The 21,247-nt window shown below is 72.0% G+C and carries 13 protein-coding genes and 1 pseudogene; 3 read left to right on the top strand and 11 right to left on the bottom strand.

Annotated features, from left to right (window positions below; genetic code table 11):
* Position 1: 1 nt before the first annotated feature.
* The 3 genes from V6N00_RS15075 to V6N00_RS15085 all read right to left on the bottom strand — a co-directional run bounded on the left by V6N00_RS15075 (position 2) and on the right by V6N00_RS15085 (position 7,347).
* Positions 2-4,885, bottom strand: coding sequence for an NAD-glutamate dehydrogenase (locus tag V6N00_RS15075; protein WP_334233568.1), 4,884 nt, complete (start codon positions 4,883-4,885; stop codon positions 2-4).
* Between the two features lie 165 nt (positions 4,886-5,050).
* Positions 5,051-6,712: an AAA family ATPase gene (locus tag V6N00_RS15080; protein WP_334233570.1), complete on the bottom strand. Its 1,662-nt coding sequence runs from the start codon at positions 6,710-6,712 to the stop codon at positions 5,051-5,053.
* Positions 6,709-7,347: an SAF domain-containing protein gene (locus V6N00_RS15085; RefSeq protein ID WP_334233572.1), complete on the bottom strand. Its 639-nt coding sequence runs from the start codon at positions 7,345-7,347 to the stop codon at positions 6,709-6,711. The genes V6N00_RS15080 and V6N00_RS15085 overlap by 4 nt, the downstream gene beginning before the upstream one ends.
* Before the next feature lie 176 nt (positions 7,348-7,523).
* Between V6N00_RS15085 and V6N00_RS15090 the strand changes: the two genes are divergently transcribed.
* Entirely contained in the window at positions 7,524-7,733 is a 210-nt protein-coding gene (locus tag V6N00_RS15090) for a helix-turn-helix domain-containing protein (protein WP_334233574.1), read from the top strand.
* An 18-nt stretch (positions 7,734-7,751) separates the two neighbouring features.
* Here the strand turns inward: V6N00_RS15090 and V6N00_RS15095 are convergent, their stop codons facing one another.
* Positions 7,752-8,309, bottom strand: a complete 558-nt coding sequence (locus V6N00_RS15095) for a hypothetical protein (RefSeq protein ID WP_334233576.1) — start codon at positions 8,307-8,309, stop codon at positions 7,752-7,754.
* Between the two features lie 96 nt (positions 8,310-8,405).
* On the opposite strand from V6N00_RS15095, the gene V6N00_RS15100 reads away from it, so the two are divergent.
* Together V6N00_RS15100 and V6N00_RS15105 are read left to right on the top strand one after the other, a co-directional pair.
* On the top strand, positions 8,406-9,290 hold the full coding sequence (locus V6N00_RS15100; protein ID WP_334233579.1) for a LysM peptidoglycan-binding domain-containing protein: 885 nt from the start codon (positions 8,406-8,408) through the stop codon (positions 9,288-9,290).
* Positions 9,287-10,051 carry an Rv3235 family protein gene (locus tag V6N00_RS15105; protein ID WP_334233581.1) on the top strand — a complete coding sequence of 255 codons (765 nt, stop codon included), beginning with the start codon at positions 9,287-9,289 and terminating at the stop codon, positions 10,049-10,051. Before V6N00_RS15100 ends, V6N00_RS15105 begins: the two co-directional genes overlap by 4 nt.
* A gap of 459 nt (positions 10,052-10,510) precedes the next feature.
* On the opposite strand, the pseudogene secA reads toward V6N00_RS15105, so the two are convergent.
* The 7 genes and pseudogenes from secA to mtrA all read right to left on the bottom strand — a co-directional run.
* A pseudogene (secA, locus tag V6N00_RS15110) lies at positions 10,511-13,144 on the bottom strand (preprotein translocase subunit SecA); the annotation flags it as partial.
* A 97-nt stretch (positions 13,145-13,241) separates the two neighbouring features.
* A complete protein-coding gene (locus V6N00_RS15115) occupies positions 13,242-14,504 on the bottom strand; it encodes a winged helix-turn-helix domain-containing protein (protein ID WP_334233586.1) in 1,263 nt (420 codons plus the stop codon).
* A 173-nt stretch (positions 14,505-14,677) separates the two neighbouring features.
* Positions 14,678-15,358 carry a ribosome hibernation-promoting factor, HPF/YfiA family gene (hpf, locus tag V6N00_RS15120; protein ID WP_334233587.1) on the bottom strand — a complete coding sequence of 227 codons (681 nt, stop codon included), beginning with the start codon at positions 15,356-15,358 and terminating at the stop codon, positions 14,678-14,680.
* A 134-nt stretch (positions 15,359-15,492) separates the two neighbouring features.
* A complete protein-coding gene (locus tag V6N00_RS15125; RefSeq protein WP_334233590.1) occupies positions 15,493-16,548 on the bottom strand; it encodes a ComF family protein in 1,056 nt (351 codons plus the stop codon).
* An 85-nt stretch (positions 16,549-16,633) separates the two neighbouring features.
* Positions 16,634-18,337, bottom strand: coding sequence for an LpqB family beta-propeller domain-containing protein (locus tag V6N00_RS15130; protein WP_334233592.1), 1,704 nt, complete (start codon positions 18,335-18,337; stop codon positions 16,634-16,636).
* Positions 18,334-20,325: an MtrAB system histidine kinase MtrB gene (gene mtrB / locus V6N00_RS15135; RefSeq protein ID WP_334233594.1), complete on the bottom strand. Its 1,992-nt coding sequence runs from the start codon at positions 20,323-20,325 to the stop codon at positions 18,334-18,336. The genes V6N00_RS15130 and mtrB overlap by 4 nt, the downstream gene beginning before the upstream one ends.
* Before the next feature lie 52 nt (positions 20,326-20,377).
* Positions 20,378-21,055 (bottom strand): MtrAB system response regulator MtrA, encoded by a 678-nt coding sequence (gene mtrA / locus V6N00_RS15140; RefSeq protein ID WP_334233596.1) that lies wholly within the window; start codon positions 21,053-21,055, stop codon positions 20,378-20,380.
* Positions 21,056-21,247: the final 192 nt, after the last annotated feature.

Raw genomic sequence — 21,247 nt, forward strand, 5'->3', positions numbered from 1 at the left:
GTCACCTCCGGACGATGGAGCGGAGCAGTCGCAGCGCCACCGACAGGGACGCCATGTCGTCTGTCTGGCGGGTGGTCGCTTCATTGAACATACTGCGCACGCGGTCCAGTCGCTCACCGTTGAGGTCCTGCCAGCGGTCGAGCCGCTCCGGTCCCTCGGCGGCGGGCGTGTCCTCGGTCGACTCGATCACCGTGGTCGTCAGGTCGGCGACGGTCGAGTACAGGTCCTCACGCAGCGCGCCTCGGGCGAGCGCCTGCCACCGGTCCTGCCGGGGCAGGCGGGTGATCCGCTCGAGCAGATCGTCCACCTCGAACCGCTCGTAGATGGCGAAGTACGTGCTGAGGACGAGTTCGACCGGCTGTCCGCTCTGGCGGGCCAGTTCGGCGACGTCGAGCAGCGCGTAGCTCTCGAACAGGCCGGCCCACCGGGTCGCCAGGCCGTCCGGCACGCCGCCGTCGAGCGCCCGCTGGTACCAGGACCGCTCCCGTTCCAGGTCGGTGCCGCACAGGAACCGGCTGATGCCCGCGCGCAGCGGGTCGATGACCGGCTCGAACAGCTCGACCGACCGGCCGATCCGCTCGTCGGCGTAACCGTGTGTGACGAACCAGCGCACCGCGCGGTCCAGCAGGCGACGCATGTCGGAGTAGATCTGGCACCACGTCTCGGTGGGCACGCCGGCCGGCACCTCGGTGAGCATGCGCACGACGTCGTCGAGGTCGTAGATGCGGCGCAGCGCGGTGAACGCCCGCGCGATCGACGCCTCGTCGACACCGGTCTCCTCCATCGCGCGGAACGCGAAGGTGATGCCGCCGATGTTGACCATGTCGTTGGCGACGGCGGTCGCGATGATCTCCCGGCGCAGCGGGTGGGCGAGCACCTCGTCATGGAACCGTTCCCGGATCGGGTGCGGGAAGTAGGCCAGCAGCACGTCCTCGAACCACGGGTCGTCCGGCACGTCGCTGCGCAGCAGCGCCCCGGTGAGCTGGATCTTCGCGTAGGCCGCGAGCACGGACAGCTCCGGGGACGTCAGGCCCCGGCCCTCCGCGATGCGCGCCTCGACCTGGTCCGTCGTCGGCAGGAACTCCAGCGCCCGGTCCAGGTCCGCGTGGTCCTCGAGCCAGTCCATGTGCCGTTCGAAGCTCGGCGCCCACTCGGGACCGTGCTGCTTGTCGTTGAGCAGCAGCAGGTTCTGGTCGACGTTGTCGGCCAGCACCAGCTCGGCGACCTCGTCGGTCATGGCGTGCAGGAACGAGGCGCGCTCGTCGGCGTCGAGCCGGCCGGTGCGCACCGCGGAGTCGACGAGGATCTTGATGTTGACCTCGTGGTCCGAGCAGTCCACGCCGGCGGAGTTGTCGATCGCGTCGGTGTTGAGGATGACGCCGGCCAGCGCTGCCTCGATACGGCCCCGCTGGGTCATGCCGAGGTTGCCGCCCTCGCCGATCACCCGGGCCCGCACGTCGGCGCCGTCGATGCGGATCGCGTCGTTGGCCTTGTCGCCGACCGACGCGTTGGTCTCCGTGGACGCCTTGATGTAGGTGCCGATGCCGCCGTTGTAGAGCAGGTCGACGGGCGCGGCGAGGATCATCTTGAGCAGCTCGGGCGGGCTGAGCTGCTGCACGCCGTCGGGCAGCCCGAGGACCGTGCGGACCTCGTCCGTGACCGGGATCGACTTGGCCGTGCGCGGGTAGACCCCGCCGCCGGCGCTGATGAGGCCCGTGTCGTAGTCGGCCCACGACGAACGCGGCAGCTCGAACAGGCGGCGGCGCTCGGCGAAGGAGGCGGCCGGGTCCGGGTTCGGATCGAGGAAGACGTGCCGGTGATCGAACGCGGCGACGAGGCGGATGTGCTCGGAGAGCAGCATGCCGTTGCCGAACACGTCACCGCTCATGTCGCCGACGCCGACGACGGTGAAGTCGTCCGCCTGCGTGTCGGTGCCGAGCTCCTTGAAGTGCGCCTTGACGGACTCCCACGCGCCGCGGGCGGTGATGCCCATGGCCTTGTGGTCGTACCCGACGGAGCCGCCCGAGGCGAAGGCGTCGCCGAGCCAGAAGCCGTACTCGGCGCTGATCGCGTTCGCGGTGTCGGAGAAGGCGGCGGTGCCCTTGTCGGCGGCGACGACGAGGTACGGGTCGTCGCCGTCGTGCCGGACGACGTCGGTGGGACCGACGACGCGGGCGGTGCCGTCCTCGCCGGTCACCCGGTTGTCGGTCAGGTCCAGCAGCGCGCGGATGAAGGTGCGGTACGCGTCCTGGCCGGCCTCGAGCCACGCGGCGCGGTCGGCCGCGGGGTCCGGCAGCTGCTTGGGGTAGAAGCCGCCCTTCGCGCCGGTCGGCACGATCACGGCGTTCTTGACCGTCTGCGCCTTGACCAGGCCGAGGATCTCCGTGCGGAAGTCCTCCTGCCGGTCCGACCAGCGCAGTCCGCCACGGGCGACGGCGCCGAAGCGCAGGTGCACGCCCTCGACCTCGGGCGAGTACACCCAGATCTCGAACGCCGGCCGGGGTGCGGGCGCGGCGCTGATCTCGCGGGTGGCCAGCTTGAAGGCCAGGCGAGCCGAGCCCTGGTAGAAGTTGGTGCGCAGCGTGGCGCCGATGACCTCGGCGAACGCGCGCAGCAGCCGGTCGGCGTCCAGGGTGGCCACGGCCTCGATCGCCGCGTCCAGCGTGGCGCCGGCCTGCTCCCGCCGCGCGACCCGGGCGGGGTCGTCGGCCGCGCCGAGCTGCGGGTCGAACGCGGACTCGAAGACCGCGACGAGGGCGCGCGCGACGTCCGGGTTGGCCAGCAGGGTGTCGCCCATGAAGCCGTAGGAGCTCGGGTTGCCGAGCTGGCGCAGGTACTTGGCGTACGCGCGCAGCACCTGCACCTGGCGCCAGTGCAGGCCCTCGGCCAGGATCAGCCGGTCGAACCGGTCGGTCTCCGTCACCCCGGCCATCGCGGCGCGGAAGGCGTCGGCGAGATCGACGGCGCCGGCCATGGGATCGATGCCCGCCGGGTACTTCAGGCCCAGGTCGTACAGGTGGAACCGGGTGCCGTCGGCGCGTTCGATGAGGAAGGGCCGCTCGTCGAGCACCTGGAGGCCGAGATTGTGGAACACCGGCAGCAGCGCGGTCAGCGAGCGCGGCTCGGTGAGGTAGATCTTCAGGCGCGCGTCCGCGGCCGAGGTGGGGCCGCCGTCGTCGGTGTCGGAGGCGTCGGGGCAGCGGAGCACGAGCTGCGGGTGTCCGCTCGCCTCGGCCTCCTCGAAGCGGCCGATGTCCTCGAGCGCGTCCTCGACCTCGAAGTCGGCGCGGTACGCGGCCGGGAAGGCCTCGGCCCACTGGCCGGCGAGCCGGCTGACCTCGGTGAGGTCCGCGCGGGTGCGCAGCACCTGGTCGATGCCCTCGGACCAGGAGCGGGCGGCCCGCTGGACGCGCTTCTCGAGGTCGTCGACGTCGACGTCGCGCACCTCGACGCCCTGCGGCAGCCGGATGCGGAAGTAGAGGCGGGCCAGCACGGACTCGCTCATCCGCGCCTCGAAGTCGATGGACTCGGCGCCGAACGCGGTGGTCAGCTCGTTCTCGATGCGGTGCCGGACGCTCGTGGTGTAGCGGTCGCGCGGGAGGTAGACGAGCACGGAGACGAACCGGCCCCACACGTCGGTGCGCAGGAACAGCCGGGTGCGGCGCCGCTCCTGCAGGTGCAGGATCGCGGTGACCGTGTCGATCAGCTCGGGCGTGCTGATCTGGAACATCTCCTCGCGCGGGTACGTCTCGAGGATGTTCTTCAGGTCCTTGCCCGAGTGGGAATCCGGCGGGAAACCGCAGTAGCGCAGCACGGCCTGCACCTTGTCCCGCACGAGGGGGATGTCCTCGACGGACCCGGTGAAGGCGCCGGCGGCGAGCACGCCGAGGAACAGCTTCTCGCCGATCACGTTGCCGGCGGCGTCGAAGTCCTTGACCCCGAGGTAGTCCAGCCAGGCGGGCCGGTGGACGGTCGAGCGGGAGTTGGCCTTGGTGATGACCAGTGCCGTCTTCTCCCGCGCCTTCTTCTCCCCCGCGCTGGTCAGCTGGTGCTGGACGTGCTCGGCGTGCCGGAGGACCCCGAGGGCGGTGCCGGGCCGGTTGACGAGCACCTCGTGCCCGTCGCGGTCGACGAGATCGTGCTCGCGGTAGCCGACGAGGGTGAAGTTGTCGTCGGCGAGCCAGCGCAGCAGTTCGGCTCCGCTGGTGCGAGCGGTGATGGTCGGGTCGGTCAGGGCCTCGAGCCCCTCGGCGGCGTCGATGAGCGCCTCCCGCATGGGGGTGAAGTCCTCGACGACGGCGCGGACGTCGCCGAGCACGCGGCGGACGCCGTCGACGAGGGCGTCGCGCGCGTCGGAGGAGTCCATCCGGGCCGCCTCGACGGCGATCCACGACTCGACGGTGCTGACGGTGTCCCCGGACTCGCCGTCGGCGACGCGCGCGGACACGTGCGGGAGGGCGGCGGTGTCCCCACTGGAGACGCCGCTGTGGCTGGGGACCTTCTCGACGGTGCGCAGCCGGCCGGTGACCCGGTCCCGGGTGACGATGAAGGTGGGGTGGCTGACCTGCCGGATGGCCGTGTGGTGTCGGGCAATCTCGGCGACGACGGAGTCGACGAGGAAGGGCATGTCGTCGGTGACGACGTAGAGCACGGTGGCGTCCGCCTCGGAGTCGGCGAACACGAGCGCCTCGCCCCGCCGGCGGATGGCCGCGAGTTCCTGGTGCCGGTGGATGCGCTGGATCAGCGTGTCCTTCTCGTAGGACGCGAGGTCCTCGGCGGACAGGTGCTGGTAGTAGTTCGCCACGAAGACCTCGTCCCGTGCCGGGTCCACGGTGGTGGCTCCGGTCGGTGACGTGGATCGATCGAGCCGTTCTCCGGCAGACATCGGGGGTGACCTCCGTACGCATCGGGTGGTGCGTCCGCGCCGTTGCGGACGTCTTCCTCGACCCTAGTCCGGGGCGTGACGGACGTCATGAGCGCCCCGCCCAGCCGGACGGCACATTCTTGTGCAGGTGACCGAACCGCATCGGATGCCGTGGGGACCGTCCGGTCACGCCCGTCCGGACATCGCCGCCGGTGCCGCATGCGTCACACTCGGCCGCCGGAACCAGCCTCGCCGGACGCTTCCGTCCCCTGCGTCGCGCCCGAGCAGATCGGGCGCGAGGGTGCGGATGCCGGCGCGCAGGGCACTGGCGGGCGCCGATTCGCGCAGGACCGTGCCGCCGAGCAGAGCGGCGTCGGCGGACGGATCGTCCGGCAGCAGGGCGGCCAGCGGCAGGTCCGGTCCGTACCGCTCCCAGGCGGCGCGGATCTGCTGGCGGCTGCCGCGGCCGACGCTCTCGCGGCGCACCCGGTTGACGACGACGGTCGGCGTCGCCGTCGGAACCGCCTCGGCGAGTTCGGCGATGCCCTTGACCAGGCGCGGCAGGCCGATCGCGTCGGCCGAGCCGACCGCGATGACGACATCCGCACGCTCCAGCGCCCGCAGGGTCGCGCCGTTGCGGCGCGGCGCGACGGTGTCGAAGCTGAGTTCCTCGTCGGCCTCGAGGCAGAAGCCGCAGTCGATGACCGTCGCCCGAGCCGTCTGCCGACAGAGGTCGATGACGGCGCTCAGCGCGGACGCGCGCACCTCCGGCCAGCGGTCGGGACGGGTGATGCCCGTCAGCGCGCGCAAGCGACCACCGCCGACGACGACGTCCGCGGCCACCCGGTGCAGCGCGGCGACGTCGAGCAGTCCCTGGTCGGCGAGCCGGCACGCCTGCGCCACGGGGGCGGTCTCGTCGAGCAGTCCGAGCATGACCGCGGTGCTCGACCCATAGGTGTCGACGTCGACGAGGTACGCCGTCCCGAGCTCGGCGGCGAGTTCGGCGGCCAGATTGACGGCGACCGTGCTGCGACCCGGAGCTCCGGTGGGTCCCCAGACCGCGATCACGACGCCGGGTTGCTCGTCCGGCGTGACGGCGGGCTCACCCGTCGGCTGATCCGTCGATGCCGCTCCGGTCCCCGTGCCGCTCCCTCCGCCGACCCGTCGGCGAGGCTTCGCGATGTCCGTGGTTTCCGCTCGTGTCCTGTCGGTCCACCGACCCAGGCCGTGACCGCGCTTCGGAGCGTCAGCATCCGGTTCACCGGATCCGCGGTCATCGAGTCCCCGGTCGTCGGCGTCGTCGGCACCGGCCCCGCGTCCACCCACTCCGTGATCACGGGCGTCGGGTTCCCCACGGCTCGGATCATCCCGGGCGGGCGCGTCGGATCGGCGCTCCGCCTCAGTGCCGTCGAACGGCGTGACTCCGCCGTCGGTGGCCTCCTGTCGAGGCTTCTCCTCACCCGGCCCGTCGGTCGCGGTGGCCCCCCGCGCTGTCCAGCTCCCGGGGTCCGCGGCCGCGCCCAGCACGGCGGCAGCGAGGTCGGCGGTCGAGATGCCGGGCGGCAGGACGCGTACGCCGAGGCCCTCCAACCAGGTAGCCCACTCGCGGTCCCCTGTCAGGGCGAGCACGGGGATCCCGGATCCGGTCATCCGTTCGATCAGGTGCCCGGGCAGGTCGTCGACCCGCTCGGCGATCAGCGCGACCTCGGCGAGGCCGCTCTCGCACACCGCGAGCAGATCGGCCGCTTCCGCGCAACGGCGCACGACCGTCACCGGTCCCCGCAGCCGTTCGAGCCCGGCGACGTGGTCGGCCGGTGTGTCGCCGAGGATGGCGAGCGGGACGCTCATCGAGCGGCCGGGTTCCACACCACGGAGATCCGCGCCTGGTTGCCCAGGGCGTTGAGGATCTGCGGCATGGTCGCGTCGTCGACGAGGACCTGCAGGACGGTCTGGCGGGAGGCGCCGAGCGCGGAGGTCGTCGTCGTGACCTCGGCGATCTCGGCGCCCGGCAGCAGCCGCACCGGCTTGAGGTAGGTGTTCGGACTGGTTCCGGGCATCGCCACCCACACGTCCACGCGGGCGCCGGCCACCGCCTCGCGCGGGAGTGCCTCGGTGATGGAGATGGCCACGGGCTTGCGCTTGAGCGCATCGGGCCGGCCGACGGCGGAGGAGGCGACGAGCTCACCGCGCGGGACGTGCCGGGTCACCACGGCGCCGTCGGGCACGGCACCGGGCACGAGGTAGGCCGCCTGCACGTCCCCGAGCCGGACCCGGGTGACGGTCAGATCCTCGACACGCAGCGGCTGCCCCACCGTCAGGTCCGCACGCGCGGCGTACACCTCGGTGCTGCGGTCCAGCCCGGCGACCAGGGCCACCACCCCGGCGACGGACGCCACCACGAGCAGGATGCCGAGCAGGAGCCGTGGGTCCTTCCAGGACGGCCTTCTCAGGCGCGGCGTCTCGGACGCGGGACGTGCGGTCACCGTGGTCATCGTTCTCCCCCTGCTGGGCCCATCCCCCGGGCACCGTGGTCCTTACTGTAGACGGCGGCGTCGCCGCGGTCACCGGGTGCGCGAGCCTGTGGACAACGCACGGATCGGGCCGGCCGGGATGCCACAATGAACGCGGAGAACGGGACGGCCGGGTCTGGAGGTGCACGATGCCGCGTTTCCTCACGCTCAGTGACGTCTGCGAGGAGCTGCAGATCTCGTCCGCGCAGGGGTACGCGCTGGTCCGCAGCGGTGAGCTGCCCGCCATCCAGGTCGGCGGCCGCGGTCAGTGGCGGGTGGAGCAGACCGTGCTCGACGCCTACATCGAGGCCAAGTACGAGCAGACCCGGCAGCAGGTGGCGCGCGACCGCAGTCGCTGATGCCCCCTCGACCGGGGATCAGCGCGCGAGCGAGCCGATCCGCAGGCACGCCGCCGTGGGCACGGTGGTGACCGTGCCGGTGTGATCCGGCCGCAGTTCGCCCGGGTGAACGGTCGTCAGGTCGACGAAGTCCCGACCCACGCGGTCGATTCGCCCCCTTATCGCCGTCGACCCCGGCCCGGCGGCCACGGTCACCGTCACGACGGCCCGATCGCGGCTGAGACCGCGCAGCGCCGACGTGAGGCTGAGTCGATCGCCGACGGAGGACGGTTCCGGCGCGGTCGCCCGCCGCAGTCCCTCCCACGCCCGGCACCACGACACGACCACGATGACGTCGAGCGCTCCGGCGCGCAGGCACGCCCAGCCGGCGCCCGTGAACGCGATCGTGCCGTCCACGGTCTCCCCGTCGGACTGCAGCGCCCTCACCCGGTCCCCCGTGCTCGCCCGCAACCGGCCCGCCAGCGTCACGCTGCCCTGGTCGATACGGGTCCGCTCGGCGATCTCGCTCTCCCGCGCCCTGTCCTGCAGCGCCGTCCACTGACTCTGCAGGTCCTCGAACAGCGCATCCCACCTCATGTCCACACCGTAGCGCCGAGCCATTGACCGAGCGGTGCCGAAAGACTACAAATAACGTCAAACACGGTCAAACGACTACAAACGCGAGGTGACGACATGGAGTGCAAGGGCACCGGATCCCCCTCGGCGACGGCCCCTTCCGGCCAAGACGACGGCTGGTCGACGACGGAGGGCGGCGGAGCGGGTACCGCAGCCGCTGTCCTCGCTCTCGGCGTGGTCAATGCCGTCATCGGCGGTCTCCTGCTGGCCCGGCTCCGACCAGGAGCGGCGTCCATCGGGACGTCCGGCGCCGAGGCCCCGCTCGAGGTCGCCGTCGGAGCTGCCGTGGCCGCCCTCGGGGTCGCGATCATGGCGTGGTGGGTGCTGAGCCTCGTGGTGACCATGGCCGTCGAACTACGGGGACGACGGGCGGGACGGGCGCCGGCGCTCTCGTCGGCGCTGAGCCCGGCGTTCATGCGCCGTCTCGTCGGCGCCCTGCTCAGCCTCCACCTGGTGGCCGGCACCGCGGGCACGGCCGTCGCCGCGCCGGTCGCCCCGATGGCCGTCGCCATGGCTCCCCTGGACGCGGTCGCCTCCGGCTTCGTCCTCGTCCACCCGACGACGTCCGGCGGTACCGGCCACGCTCGATCAACCGAACCGAGTCCCGGCGCCGATCCGTGGTTCGTGCCCCGTGCACCGGCGCTGGAGGACGGTGCGCCGCTGGTCCGCCCGCCGACCCGTGACGCAGGGGCCGGAGCCACCACCCCGACGGGGACGAGTTCCGACAGGACCGCGACCGTGGTGGCCGGCGACAGCCTGTGGAGCCTTACTGCCCGCCAACTCGGTCCCCTGGCCACCGACGTGGAGATCGCCCGCCAGTGGCCCCGGTGGTACGACCTCAACCGGGACGTCATCGGTCCGGACCCCGCGGTCATCCGACCGGGCCAGGTGCTGCGCGTGCCGACCGTCGCCGCGGACCACCTCGACGGAGTCGAGCGATGAGCACCCGGGCGGGCGCGGCGATGCCGTTGGCCCCGGAGGACCCGGTCCTCACGTCCGCACAGCCGACCGGCCTGTCCGCGGGGACGGACCGCCACGGGACGCCTGGACAGACGAACGACGTCGCCGCGACGGGACGGCCGGCGCCGCCGCCGATCACCACCCGCTGGGCGCCCGCGCAGCGCCTGGGCGTTCCTCCTGTCCGACGTCGCCCGGTGTCGACCGGCTCCCTCGTCGCGGTCGGTGCGGGAACGACGGCCGTTCCGATCGACGGCGCACCCGTCCAGGCCGACGCGGCGAACGCCGCGTCCGGCGAGACAGGAACCGTTGGCAGCCACGACCGAGGACCCGGCCGGGTGCTCCCCCTGGAGGACGAGACGACGCGACGGGTCATCGCGCAGACACGCGCGGTGGGGCAGGCCGTCCTCGAGGTCCTCACCGGCGCTCGGCCCGCCGGTCAGCTGATGCGCTGGATGGATCCGGCCGTCCACGAGTCCCTGGTCCTGCGCGCCGAACTCGTGCGCGCGTCCGCGCTGCGGGCGGAGCAGACGCGCAGCGGCCCGGGTCGCCTCGGCACGGTCGACGGTCAGCGCCCGCTCTTCCGGCGGGCAGCCGTCCGCTCGGTGCACGCGTGCCGCGTCTCGGCCCGCTGCTACGAGATGAGCCTGGTGATCGGCGAGCCCGGCGGCCGCAGCCGGGCGATGGCTCTCCGGCTGGAACTGCGGCACCTGCAGTGGCGGGTGACCGCTCTCGAGTTGGGCTGATCACCGGCGAGGGGGATCTCGACGACCGGGCGACCGGACGGCACGGAACGGGCGACGACGCTGATCGAGCGGCGGTGCCGACGCAACGACGGTGTCGACGCAAGGACCGTGCCGACGGAACGACGGAGCAGCGCGAACGACAGCGGGGCCCGGCCGAAACGGCCGGGCCCCGCTGTTCAGAGTGAGGCGGTCAGCGCCGCTTCTTGTTCTTCTTGTTCGTGCCCTTCTGGGACGCCTTCGACGGGGCCGTCGTGGACGAGGGGCTCGACGGGGCACCGGAGCCGTTCCCCGTAGCCGAGCCGGCCTGCGNCCCTTCTGGGACGCCTTCGACGGGGCCGTCGTGGACGAGGGGCTCGACGGGGCACCGGAGCCGTTCCCCGTAGCCGAGCCGGCCTGCGGGCCGGCAGCCGAACCGCCCTGCGAACCGCGTGCCACGGCCGCGAGCGCCGCGGCGGCCCGCTCGACGTGCGTCTCGACGTCGCCGGTCTCCGTCGGGGCGGAGAGCTGCAGCTGCGCCGGCCGCTCGGGCGCCTCCAGGCCGGCCGCGGCGAGGGCCGCCTGGTCCGGCACGCCGTCGCCATCCGTGTCGATCTGCTCGACCCGCACGTCCAGGTTGAACAGGAAGCCGATGGTCTCCTCGCGGATGGACTCCATCATCTGCTGGAACATGGTGAAGCCCTCGTTCTGGTACTCCACCAGGGGGTCACGCTGCGCCATCGCGCGCAGGCCGATGCCCTCCTTGAGGTAGTCCATCTCGTAGAGGTGCTCCTGCCACTTCCGGCCGATCACCGAGAGCACGACGCGGCGCTCGAGCTCGCGCATGTTCTCCTCACCGATGGCCGCTTCCCGCTTCTGGTAGGCGATCTTCGCGTCGGAGAGGATCTCCTCGAGCAGGAAGTCGTGCTTGACGTTGCCCTTCCCACCGGCCTCGGTGATGATGTCCTCCTGCGTGAGGCCCACCGGGTAGAGCGTCTTGAGGTTGGCCCAGAGCAGGTCCCAGTCCCAGTCCTCGCTGTGGCCCTCGGCGGTCGCCGCCTCGACGACGTCCTTGATGACGCCGGAGAGGAAGTTCTCCACCATGCCCTCGAGGTTCTCGCCCTCGAGGATGCGGCGCCGGTCGCCGTAGATGGCCTCGCGCTGCCGGTTGAGCACGTCGTCGTACTTGAGCACGTTCTTGCGCTGCTCGGCGTTGCGGGACTCGACCTGCGACTGCGCGGACTGGATGGCGCGGGAGACGATCTTCGCCTCGATCGGCACGTCGTCCGGGATTGCCGAGCTGTTCATCAGCCGCTCAGCGGCACCGGAGTTGAACAGGCGCATCAGGTCGTCGGTCAGGGACAGGTAGAACCGGGACTCCCCCGGGTCGCCCTGACGGCCGGAGCGGCCACGCAGCTGGTTGTCGATGCGGCGGGACTCGTGCCGCTCGGTGCCCAGCACGTACAGGCCGCCGAGCTGGAGGACCTCCGCGTGCTCGGCCTCGACCTCCGCGCCGGCCTTCTCCAGGGCGGCCGGCCACGCGGTCTCGTACGCCTCGGGGTTCTCGTTCGGGTCCAGGCCGCGCTCGTGCAGCGCCGCGATCGCGTTGAACTCGGCGTTGCCGCCGAGCATGATGTCGGTGCCGCGGCCGGCCATGTTGGTCGCCACGGTGACGGCCTTCTTGCGGCCGGCCTGCGCGACGATCGCTGCCTCACGCGCGTGGTTCTTCGCGTTGAGCACCTCGTGCTTGATGCCGCGCTTGGCGAGCAGCTTGGAGAGGTACTCGCTCTTCTCGACGCTCGTGGTGCCGACGAGGACGGGCTGTCCGGACTCGTGCCGGCCCGCGATGTCCTCGACGACGGCGTCGAACTTGACCGTCTCGTTCTTGTAGACGAGGTCGGTGCGGTCCTGCCGGGCCATCGCCTTGTTGGTCGGGATGACGACGACGCCGAGCTTGTACGTGTTGACGAACTCGGCGGCCTCGGTCTCGGCCGTACCGGTCATGCCGGAGAGCTTCTCGTACAGGCGGAAGTAGTTCTGCAGGGTGATCGTGGCGAGCGTCTGGTTCTCGGCCTTGATCTCGACGCCCTCCTTGGCCTCGATGGCCTGGTGGACGCCCTCGTTGTAGCGCCGGCCGGCGAGGATGCGGCCGGTGTGCTCGTCGACGATGAGCACCTCGCCGTCGAGCACGACGTAGTCCTTGTCGCGCTTGAACAGCTCCTTGGCCTTGATCGCGTTGTTGAGGAACCCGATCAGCGGGGTGTTCGCCGACTCGTAGAGGTTGTCGATGCCGAGGTAGTCCTCGACCTTTTCGATGCCGCCCTCGAGCACGCCGACGGTGCGCTTCTTCTCGTCGACCTCGTAGTCGGTGCCGGCCTCCAGGCGGAGCACGACCTTGGCGAACTCGCCGTACCAGCGGTTCGCGTCGCCCGAGGCGGGGCCGGAGATGATCAGCGGGGTGCGGGCCTCGTCGATGAGGATCGAGTCGACCTCGTCGACGACGGCGAAGTGGTGGCCGCGCTGGACGAGCTCGTCCGGCGCCCACGCCATGTTGTCGCGCAGGTAGTCGAAGCCGAACTCGTTGTTCGTGCCGTAGGTGATGTCCGCGGCGTACTGCTCGCGGCGCTCCTCCGGGTTCATGTTCGCGAGGATGCAGCCCGTCGTCATCCCGAGGAACCGGAAGACGCGGCCCATCAGTTCGCTCTGGTAGCCGGCCAGGTAGTCGTTGACCGTGACGACGTGCACGCCCTTGCCGGTCAGTGCGTTCAGGTATGCGGGGGCGGTCGCCACGAGGGTCTTGCCCTCACCGGTCTTCATCTCGGCGATGTTGCCCAGGTGCAGGCCCGCACCGCCCATGAGCTGGACGTCGAAGTGGCGCTGTCCCAGCGTGCGGCCGGCGGCCTCACGGACCGCGGCGAACGCCTCGGGCAGCAGGTCGTCGAGGGTCTCCCCGTCCTGGTACCGCTGCCGCAGGACGTCGGTCTCCTCGCGCAGCTCGTCGTCGGACATCGCCCGGAAGTCGTCCTCGAGGGCGTTGATCGCGTCGACGTACGACTGCAACCGCCTGAGCGTCTTCTTGTCGCCCGTGCGGAGAACCCGTTCGATCAGGGATGGCACAGCTGTTCGCTCCTGCGTGCTCGACTCGTCTGGACAGCGACGGGCCGTGACGGCCCGAGCGCTGCGCCGAGTCTACGCGAGGCGACTGGCCGGAACCTCAGCGTTCGCTCACGGCTCGGGCGAGGCGGGCGGCCAGGTCACCGCGGGGGGCGACGACGACGTCGCCGAGGCCGAGCCAGCCGGCCATCGTGACGAGTTCGCCGGCCAGCTCGGTCGCGACCCGCTCGGGGGCCGTGTCGGGGGCCGCCCCGGCACCGGCCGCGCCGGCCGTATCCGGTTCCGCGTACGCTGCCTGGACGAGCAGCACGCCCCGCTGCCGGTCGGCCTTCAGGTCGACGCGGGCCACGAGGTGCTCGCCGAGGAGGAAGGGCAGCACGTAGTAGCCGTGCTCGCGGCGCTCGGGCGGGGTGTAGATGCCGATGCGGTAGTGGAACCCGAAGAGCTCCTCGACCCGGGGCCGGTGGAAGATCAGCGAGTCGAACGGGCTGAGCAGGGCCCGCCCCTCGACCCGCCGGGGCCGGCGGGCGGCGGTGTGCAGCCAGTGCGGGCGGTCCAGTCCGGCGACGGTGACGGGCCGGACGACGCCCGCGTCGGCGAGCCGGCCCAGCGACTCGGTGACGGCCTTGACGGGGAGGCGGAAGTAGTCGGCCACCGAGCGGGTGGTCGCGATGCCGAGAGCCCGGGCGGCCGCCTCGGTGAGCCGGTCCGCCGCGGCCGGCCGGTCCGGTTCGAGTGCGTCGCGCAGCGCCGGAGGCAGCACCCGCTCGGCGAGGGTGTAGCGCCGTTCGAACTGCGGCGTCCGACCCGCGGCGCCGACGACGCCCTGCTCGAAGAGGTGCTCGAGGACCCGCTTGGTGGGCGTCCAGTTCCAGCCCCACGACACCCGGTCGACGGCGTGGTCGTGCTCGAGCGCGGCGGCCAGGCCGGTCGCGGTCATCGGCCGGGAGCGGCCGAGCATCTCGGTCAGGCCGGCGGCGATGGCCTCGTGCTCCGCGGCGGCCGGGGCGGAGAGGCCGACCCACCGGCGGCGCTGCCAGACCCGCAGGTCGGCGAAGTGCTCAGGCCGGATGAAGCTGGCCTCGTGCGCCCAGTACTCCATCAGGCGACGGGGCTGCCGTTCGCTCAGCCGGGCGAGCAGGTCCCGGTCGTAGGGGCCAAGACGGGCGAAGACGGGCAGGAAGTGGCTGCGGCTGAGGACGTTGACCGAGTCGATCTGCAGCAACTGGATGCGCCGCAGCAGGGCGGCGATGTGACCGGCGGTGACCCTCCCGGCGCTGGGACGGGCGTCGTGCGGCACCTCGAGGGCCTGGGCGGCGATCGCGATGCGCCGAGCGGCGGCGACGGTGAGCCGGTCGGCCACGGGGAAGCCTCCAGAGGACGGGGCGGGGCGGTGATGACTGCTGGACGGTGGTCACTGCAGGACGGTGCAGTGCGGTGAGCTGCAATGACGTGCGGCGTCCGGGTGGTCGTGCCCCGGACAGGGAACGGGCCGCGACCTGCGAGGTCGCGGCCCGCTGGCCGATGCTACGCCGGTCAGGCAGAAGCGCTCGCCGAGCGGTAGCTCAGCTCCTCCTCCTGCACGTCGGCGTCCTCGTCGCAGGCCTCGTCGAGGGAGATGACCCCGTAGGTCCAGCCGCGACGCCGGTAGACGACCGAGGGCGTGCTCGACTGCTCGTCGATGAACAGGTAGAAGTCGTGACCGACCATCTCCATCGCGTCGACGGCGTCGTCCAGGGACAGTCGGGCGGCGGGGAAGACCTTGCGGCGGATGGTGACCGGCGAGTCGCTGGTCTTCTGGTCCGGCACGGCGTCGGCCACGCGGCCGTCCACGTCGTCGGCGGTCTGCAGGTACAGCGGGGTGTCGGGGCGGACGACCGGCAGGGAGGCGGTGGCCTCGTGCACGGCGGTCGGGCGCTGGTGGCCCTGGTGGTGGACCTTCTTGCGGTCGCGGGCGCGGCGCAGACGCTCGGCCAGCTTCCTGGCGGCGGCGTCGAATGCGGCGAACTTGTCCTCCGACGAGGCCTCGGCACGGATGACGGGCTTCAGACCGAGGACGGTGAGTTCGATGATGACTTCCGAAGGCTGCTTCGTCACCTTCGCTTCGAGACGGTGCTTCTTCTCGACCAACGGTTCGATCTTGGCGATCTTCTCCTCCGCGTATTCGCGGTACCGGTCGGACACCGTGACGTTGCGACCGTAGATGGAAAAGTCCATGGTGATCTCCGCTCTGTAGTCGGTGACACAACGGCACCGGCTCATCCGACGGACGCCGTTGCGGTGTTCTCTCAACACCTGGCCCCCACGTTAGTTGAGCGGCACCGCTTTTTCACCCGCCGGTCACCTCTGCGTCAACCGGTGACGAATGTGTCCGCGCCGGTCCCGACGCCGTCCCGTCGTCGACCGGACGGGGACGGGACCGCGGCGACGACCGCCGCACCGTGCATCGGGATCCCGCCCGCGCGCAGGGCACGACCGGCCTCCGCGAGCGTCGCCCCGGTGGTGAGCACGTCGTCGACGAGCAGCACGACGGCGCCCCGGGGTGGAGGGCCCGACGACAGCATCCGGCCGGTGTCCGAGCGCAGTCGCATGCTCCCGGCGAGTCGGCGCGCCCGGGCGCGTCGCCCGGCGCCGCGGTGGGCACCGCCACCGGATCCCGTTCGCCCGGCGACGACCGCGAGGAGGCGGCGGACCATCGACCCGGACGACGGCGACCCGGCGCCGGACGGGCGCCACCACCGCACTTCCAGGCACGGCAGGACCACCGTGCCCGGCGGCAGCAGCCCGCGCCGCAGGGCCGAGCGCAGCAGCAGTCCGACCGGGTGGTAGCCCCGGCGCCACCGCGCCCGGCGGGACGTGGGCACGGGGACGAGCAGCACCGGTGCGGGTAGCGCCCGATCAGGCGGGGCCGGAGTGGACTGGGCCGGAGTGGACTGGGCCGGATGATGCGGAGCCGGACCGGACGACGCCGCGTCGAGCCGCCCCGGACCGGCGCGCGGAGAGGCACCGTCGCCACGGGCACGGGCGACCGCGACGGTGACGGCCCGCGCGAGCGCGGCGGCGGCCGGGCCGGTCAGGTCGGTGCGGCCGTGGTCCTTCAGCGCGAGCAGCACGGCGTCGACCCCGCCCTGCCGGTAGTTCGCCGCCGCGGTGACCGGAAGGGCCGGCTCCACGGGCAGCGCGAGTGCGCCGTCCTCCGCGGCGAAGGGCCGGCCGGTGGCGCGCCGCAACCGGGCGGCACAGTCCCGGCACAGGGCGACGTCGATCCGGCCGCAGCCCGGGCACCAGACGGGCACCAGCAGCGCGAGAAAGGCGAGCACCGCCTCCTCCACCAGCGCGGCGAGCGCACGCAGCCGCCGGTACCGGGACCACGGGGCGCGATGCCGCGCCGATGCCTCGACCGCCATCGCACCAGCGTGCGCGAACACGACGGCACCGCGCGGCGGCCTGTCCCGTCCTGGGGACAGCGCGGGCCTGGGGAGGGAGAAGCCCTCAGCCGGCGAACGCGGTGTCGAGCACGCCGGTCGCCTGGTTGGACCAGCTCATGTCGACCCGCACCAGCAGCTCCTGCCCGTACTGCAGATAGATCTCCTGAGTGCCGTTTCCGCCGGAGAGCGACGTCGCCCCCCGCACCGGCGCGAGCTCCTGGGCCTGCCCGTCGAGGGAGAGCACCTCGGGGGTGACGCTCGCCTTGTCCGAGGCGCCCATGACGACGATCTCGGTGTCGCCGATCCACACACCCGTGTTGACCTGGTGCGTCGAGCGGATCGGCAGGCCGGCCGTCAGCTCCCGGGGCGTGCCGTCCGCGGCGCGGCGGACCCCGCTGATCCAGATGGAGGACTTGCCGTCGTCCACCGTGATGATCAGCGCGCGGGCGCCGTCACGGGACAGGCGCAGGTTCGTGATGGTGCGACCGCGCAGCCACGGGGCGCTGACCTCGTTGACGCCGCCCCCGGGTCGCCCGGCGGCCGCCGTGTAGACGAGCCCGGCTCCGGAGCCGTCCGCCGTCCACAGCCAGTCGAACGGGTCGAACGACGGGCGGGTCAGCGCGGAGCCGGTGAAGACGGTGCCGCGGGTGCCGTCGGTCGATCGGCTGATGAGGCGGCGCCGGTCGGAGCTGAGGTAGGCGAAGCGCCTCTGGTCGTAGCTCATGGCGGGATCGATCGGCTTGTCGGCGGCGACCGAGCCGATGCCGTCGATCGGCCGGTAACCGCCGCCCTGGTAGAGCACGAGTTCGTTGCGCACGACGGCCACCTGGCTGGCCGGCACCTGCTTCTGCTTGACCGGCGCGCTGCGGGCCGCTTCCCCCGCGTCGATGTCGAGGGGACGCTGGTTGATCATCAGACGCACGGAGCTGATGCTGTCCAGCACGCCGACCAGGGTGCCCGAGAGCTCGTTGAGCATGCGTTCGCGTTGCTTCTGGTCCGACGAGTCGAGCACCTGCTGAGGGAGGTCCACCTCGGCCGCGCCGGAGACGATGGGCACCGACGGCGTGTTCAGCGTCGTGCCCTCGGGGAAGGCGCTGACGACGGCGCCCTTGAGGTAGTCCGCGGGCCCGTTGAGCAGCACCCGGACGAGCGACGTCGTCACCCGCGGCCCGCGGACGAACCAGCGCACGTCCGGCACGGAGTACGTGTAGGTCGGGTCGTAGAAGGCGAGCGAGTACGAGTCGAAGAGCAGATTGAAGTCGCGGGACTGCAGCATGATGCCGTCGGGGATCTTCCCGATCCGCCACTGCCCGTCGATCTTCTGCAGGGTCACGTCGAGCGATTCTGTGGCGCCGTCCGCCGCGTCGCGGTAGATGCCCTGGTCGTCGACCGTCGCGGTCACGGCCATGACGATGCGCACGGTGCCCGGCGTCGGGGTCGCGACGACGCGCGGCGCGGACGAGAGCACGAGGGTGCGCTGGTCCGGCTTCCACGTGCTGGACAGGCCCGGCGTGAGGTAGCTGCGCGCGACGGCGTACTCGTCCTGGCTGCCGATGCCGGCGCGCACGAAGCCCTGCACGATGGCCTGCGGGCTCCCGTTGTCCTGCGGTCCGGCGGGGGCGGGGCCCTGCTGGTTCTGCTGGCTCGCGTTGCCCGAGTCCTCACTCAGGCCCACGGGCCCGCTCGTGGGGATCGAGGAGCACCCGGTGAGGAACAGGGCCGCGGCCATCGCCAGGCCCAGGACGATCCGGATCGGCTTCGGGCTCATCGTGATCCTCCGCGGCCGGTGGACGTCGTGCCGGCCGGCTCGTCGTCGGGCGTCGCGTCCGGCGCGGCGACGACGTCGTCGTCGCCGGCCCGCGCGGTGAGCGCCGATCGGCCGGTCGACCCGACCGCGCCGGCGGCCATCGCCGCCAGGTCGGCCGGCAGCGGACCGGGGTGGGCCTCGGCCGTCGCGGCCGCGCCGGTCTCGCCCTGGATGACGATCGAGGCGTTCGGGTTCGACGGGTCGAGGATGACCGCGGTGGTGCCGGTGTCCACGGAGGGCACCGGGGCGTCCGGGGGTTCGAGCGGCAGCGGTTCCTCGACGAGTTCCTCGCCACGGCGGCGCGGGAGCAGCATGCGGAAGTTCGAGCCGTGCCCGGCCATGCCCCAGGCCTGCAGCCGGCCCTGGTGGAGGTTGACGTCCTCGGTCGCGATCGACAGGCCGAGGCCACTGCCGCCCGTCGTGCGGGCACGGGCGGGGTCGGCCCGCCAGAACCGGTCGAAGACGTGGGCGACGTCCTCCGGCGTCATGCCGATGCCGTGGTCGCGCACCGTCACCGCGACCGCGTCCGCCGTGGACGCGACGTGCACCTGGATCGGCCGGCCCTCGCCGTGCTCGATCGCGTTGACGAGCAGGTTCCGGAGCACCCGCTCGACGCGCTTGGCGTCCATCTCCAGGACGCAGCTGGGATCGTCGAACTGCACCTCGATGGTCGAGCCGACGTTCTCGGCGAGGATCGCGGTGGCGTCCTGGACGCTGCGCACCACCTGGTTCAGGTCGGCGTCGCCGATGTCCAGCACCGCGGCGCCGGCGTCGAAGCGGGACATCTCCAGCAGGTCCGCGAGCAGGTTCTGGAACCGTTCCACCTGGTGGTAGAGCAGTTCGGCGGACCGCTTGTTGATGGGGTCAAACTCCTCGCGGGCGTCGTAGAGCACCTGGGAGGCCATGCGGACCGTCGTCAGCGGGGTACGCAGCTCGTGGGAGACGTCCGAGACGAACCGTTGTTGCATACGGGACAACTCGGCGAGCGCAGTGATCTGCTCCTGCAGGTTGCCGGCCATGTGGTTGAAGGACGCGCCGAGGCGGGCGAGCTCGTCCTCGCCCTCGACGTTGATGCGTTCCTCGAGCTGCCCGGCGGCCAGCTTCTCGGCGACGTCCGCGGCGTCGGAGACGGGGGCGACGACGGCGCGCGTGACGAACCACGCGATGGCGCCGACCGCGAGCAGCAGCACCGCGCCGCCCACCCACAGGGCGCCGTGGATGTAGCTGAGGGTGTCCTGCGCCTCGGAGAGGTTGTAGATCAGGTACAGCTCGTAGTTGGTGCCCGGGGGGACGCGGACGATGCGCCCGACGGCGATCGCGGGCACGTCGGAGCTGCCCACCGGCAGGGCGATCGACTGGTAGTACTGCCCGTCGTCGCGCCGGACGGCCTCCCGCAGCGCCTCCGGGATGGTCGCGGAGGTGATCTGCGAGTCGTCGCTGCGGGCGGTCTCGACCCAGCGCTGGCCCTGCTCCCCCGGCTTCTGCAGCAGCAGGAACATGCGGCGCGTGGAGCCGCTGTCCCCCTCGAGCACCTTGAGGGTGTTGTAGATGGTCTGCTGGCCGGTGGCCTGGTCGTTCGTCTCCGCCCGGTCGAAGATGGCCTGCACCTCGTCGAAGCCGCGCCGCGACTCCTGCTCGGCCTGGTAGAGCCGCTCGCTGAACAGGGCCGAGGAGATCTCGTGGGACAGGAACGCGCCGACCATCGCGAAGGCAATCAGGGTCATGCCCATGGTCAGCAGCACGGTGCGGAACTGCAGGGAGTGCCGCCAGCGGGAGACGAGCTTGATGCCGCCGGACCGGGTCGAACGCCACAGCCGTTCGACGCTCGTGCGGCGCGGCTGGTGCCGCATCAGCCGGACCCGGTGGGAGCCGATCCGCCGGGATCCGCCATCGCCGAACCGCGCCGGCAGCGCCGGCCGGCTCGTCCGGCGGGTGCTCGTCGCAGACACGTTCTCTCCCCGTTCCTCCACGCCGGGCCCGAACCGGCGCGGGGCCACCGCGTCAGCTCTGTCCGGCCTTGTATCCCACGCCCCGGACGGTCAGCACGACCTCGGGAGCCTCGGGATCTCTCTCAATCTTGGACCGAAGCCGCTGAACATGCACATTGACCAGCCGGGTGTCCGCCGCGTGCCGGTAACCCCAGACCTGCTCGAGCAGCTGTTCACGGGTGAACACCTGCCACGGCTTGCGGGCCAGGGCGACGAGCAGGTCGAACTCGAGCGGGGTGAGGGCGATCGTCCGGTTGCCCCGGCGCACCGAGTGACCGGCGACGTCGATCGTCACGTCCGCGACGGTGAGGGTCTCCGGTGCGCGGGTGTCCCCGGGGCGCAGCCGCGCGCGGACCCGGGCGACGAGTTCGGCCGGCTTGAAGGGCTTGGGCACGTAGTCGTCGGCCCCGGACTCGAGGCCGCGGACGATGTCGGAGGTGTCCGACTTCGCGGTCAGCATGACGACGGGCACGTCCGACTCGCTGCGGATCTGCCGGCACACCTCGATGCCGTCAAGCCCGGGCAGCATGAGGTCGAGCAGCACGAGATCCGGCCGGCTGTTGCGGAACACCTCCAGCGCCTGCGCTCCGTCCGCGCAGAAGGACGGGTCGAACCCGTCGTTGCGCAGGACGATGCCGATCATCTCGGCCAGCGCCTCGTCGTCGTCCACCACGAGAATGCGTCCCTTCATGCCCTCATCCTCCCAAACCCGCGGCCGTTTTCCGTGTTCCGGCCGCCCGACGGCGAGGCGCGGCCGGTGCCGGCGTCGATGGCCGGGGCGAGGCGACCGGCGGGGCGGATCGCTGCAGGTCAGCGGATGCTGGCCTGGCGGTGGGGTGCCGGATACGCTCGGGGCACGGGACGCCGGCCACCACGCCGCGCC

The organism is Tersicoccus mangrovi, from assembly GCF_036881825.1.
Lineage (GTDB): Bacteria > Actinomycetota > Actinomycetes > Actinomycetales > Micrococcaceae > Tersicoccus > Tersicoccus mangrovi.

Bases quoted from the DNA above. Each gene is read 5' to 3' on its own strand.
- hpf (WP_334233587.1), bottom strand. From the start codon at position 15,358: ATGGACTTTTCCATCTACGGTCGCAACGTCACGGTGTCCGACCGGTAC.
- V6N00_RS15095 (WP_334233576.1), bottom strand. From the start codon at position 8,309: ATGAGGTGGGATGCGCTGTTCGAGGACCTGCAGAGTCAGTGGACGGCG.
- V6N00_RS15075 (WP_334233568.1), bottom strand. From the start codon at position 4,885: ATGTCTGCCGGAGAACGGCTCGATCGATCCACGTCACCGACCGGAGCC.
- mtrA (WP_334233596.1), bottom strand. From the start codon at position 21,055: ATGAAGGGACGCATTCTCGTGGTGGACGACGACGAGGCGCTGGCCGAG.
- V6N00_RS15125 (WP_334233590.1), bottom strand. From the start codon at position 16,548: ATGGCGGTCGAGGCATCGGCGCGGCATCGCGCCCCGTGGTCCCGGTAC.
- V6N00_RS15100 (WP_334233579.1), top strand. From the start codon at position 8,406: ATGGAGTGCAAGGGCACCGGATCCCCCTCGGCGACGGCCCCTTCCGGC.
- V6N00_RS15105 (WP_334233581.1), top strand. From the start codon at position 9,287: ATGAGCACCCGGGCGGGCGCGGCGATGCCGTTGGCCCCGGAGGACCCG.
- V6N00_RS15080 (WP_334233570.1), bottom strand. From the start codon at position 6,712: ATGAGCGTCCCGCTCGCCATCCTCGGCGACACACCGGCCGACCACGTC.
- V6N00_RS15130 (WP_334233592.1), bottom strand. From the start codon at position 18,337: ATGAGCCCGAAGCCGATCCGGATCGTCCTGGGCCTGGCGATGGCCGCG.
- V6N00_RS15090 (WP_334233574.1), top strand. From the start codon at position 7,524: ATGCCGCGTTTCCTCACGCTCAGTGACGTCTGCGAGGAGCTGCAGATC.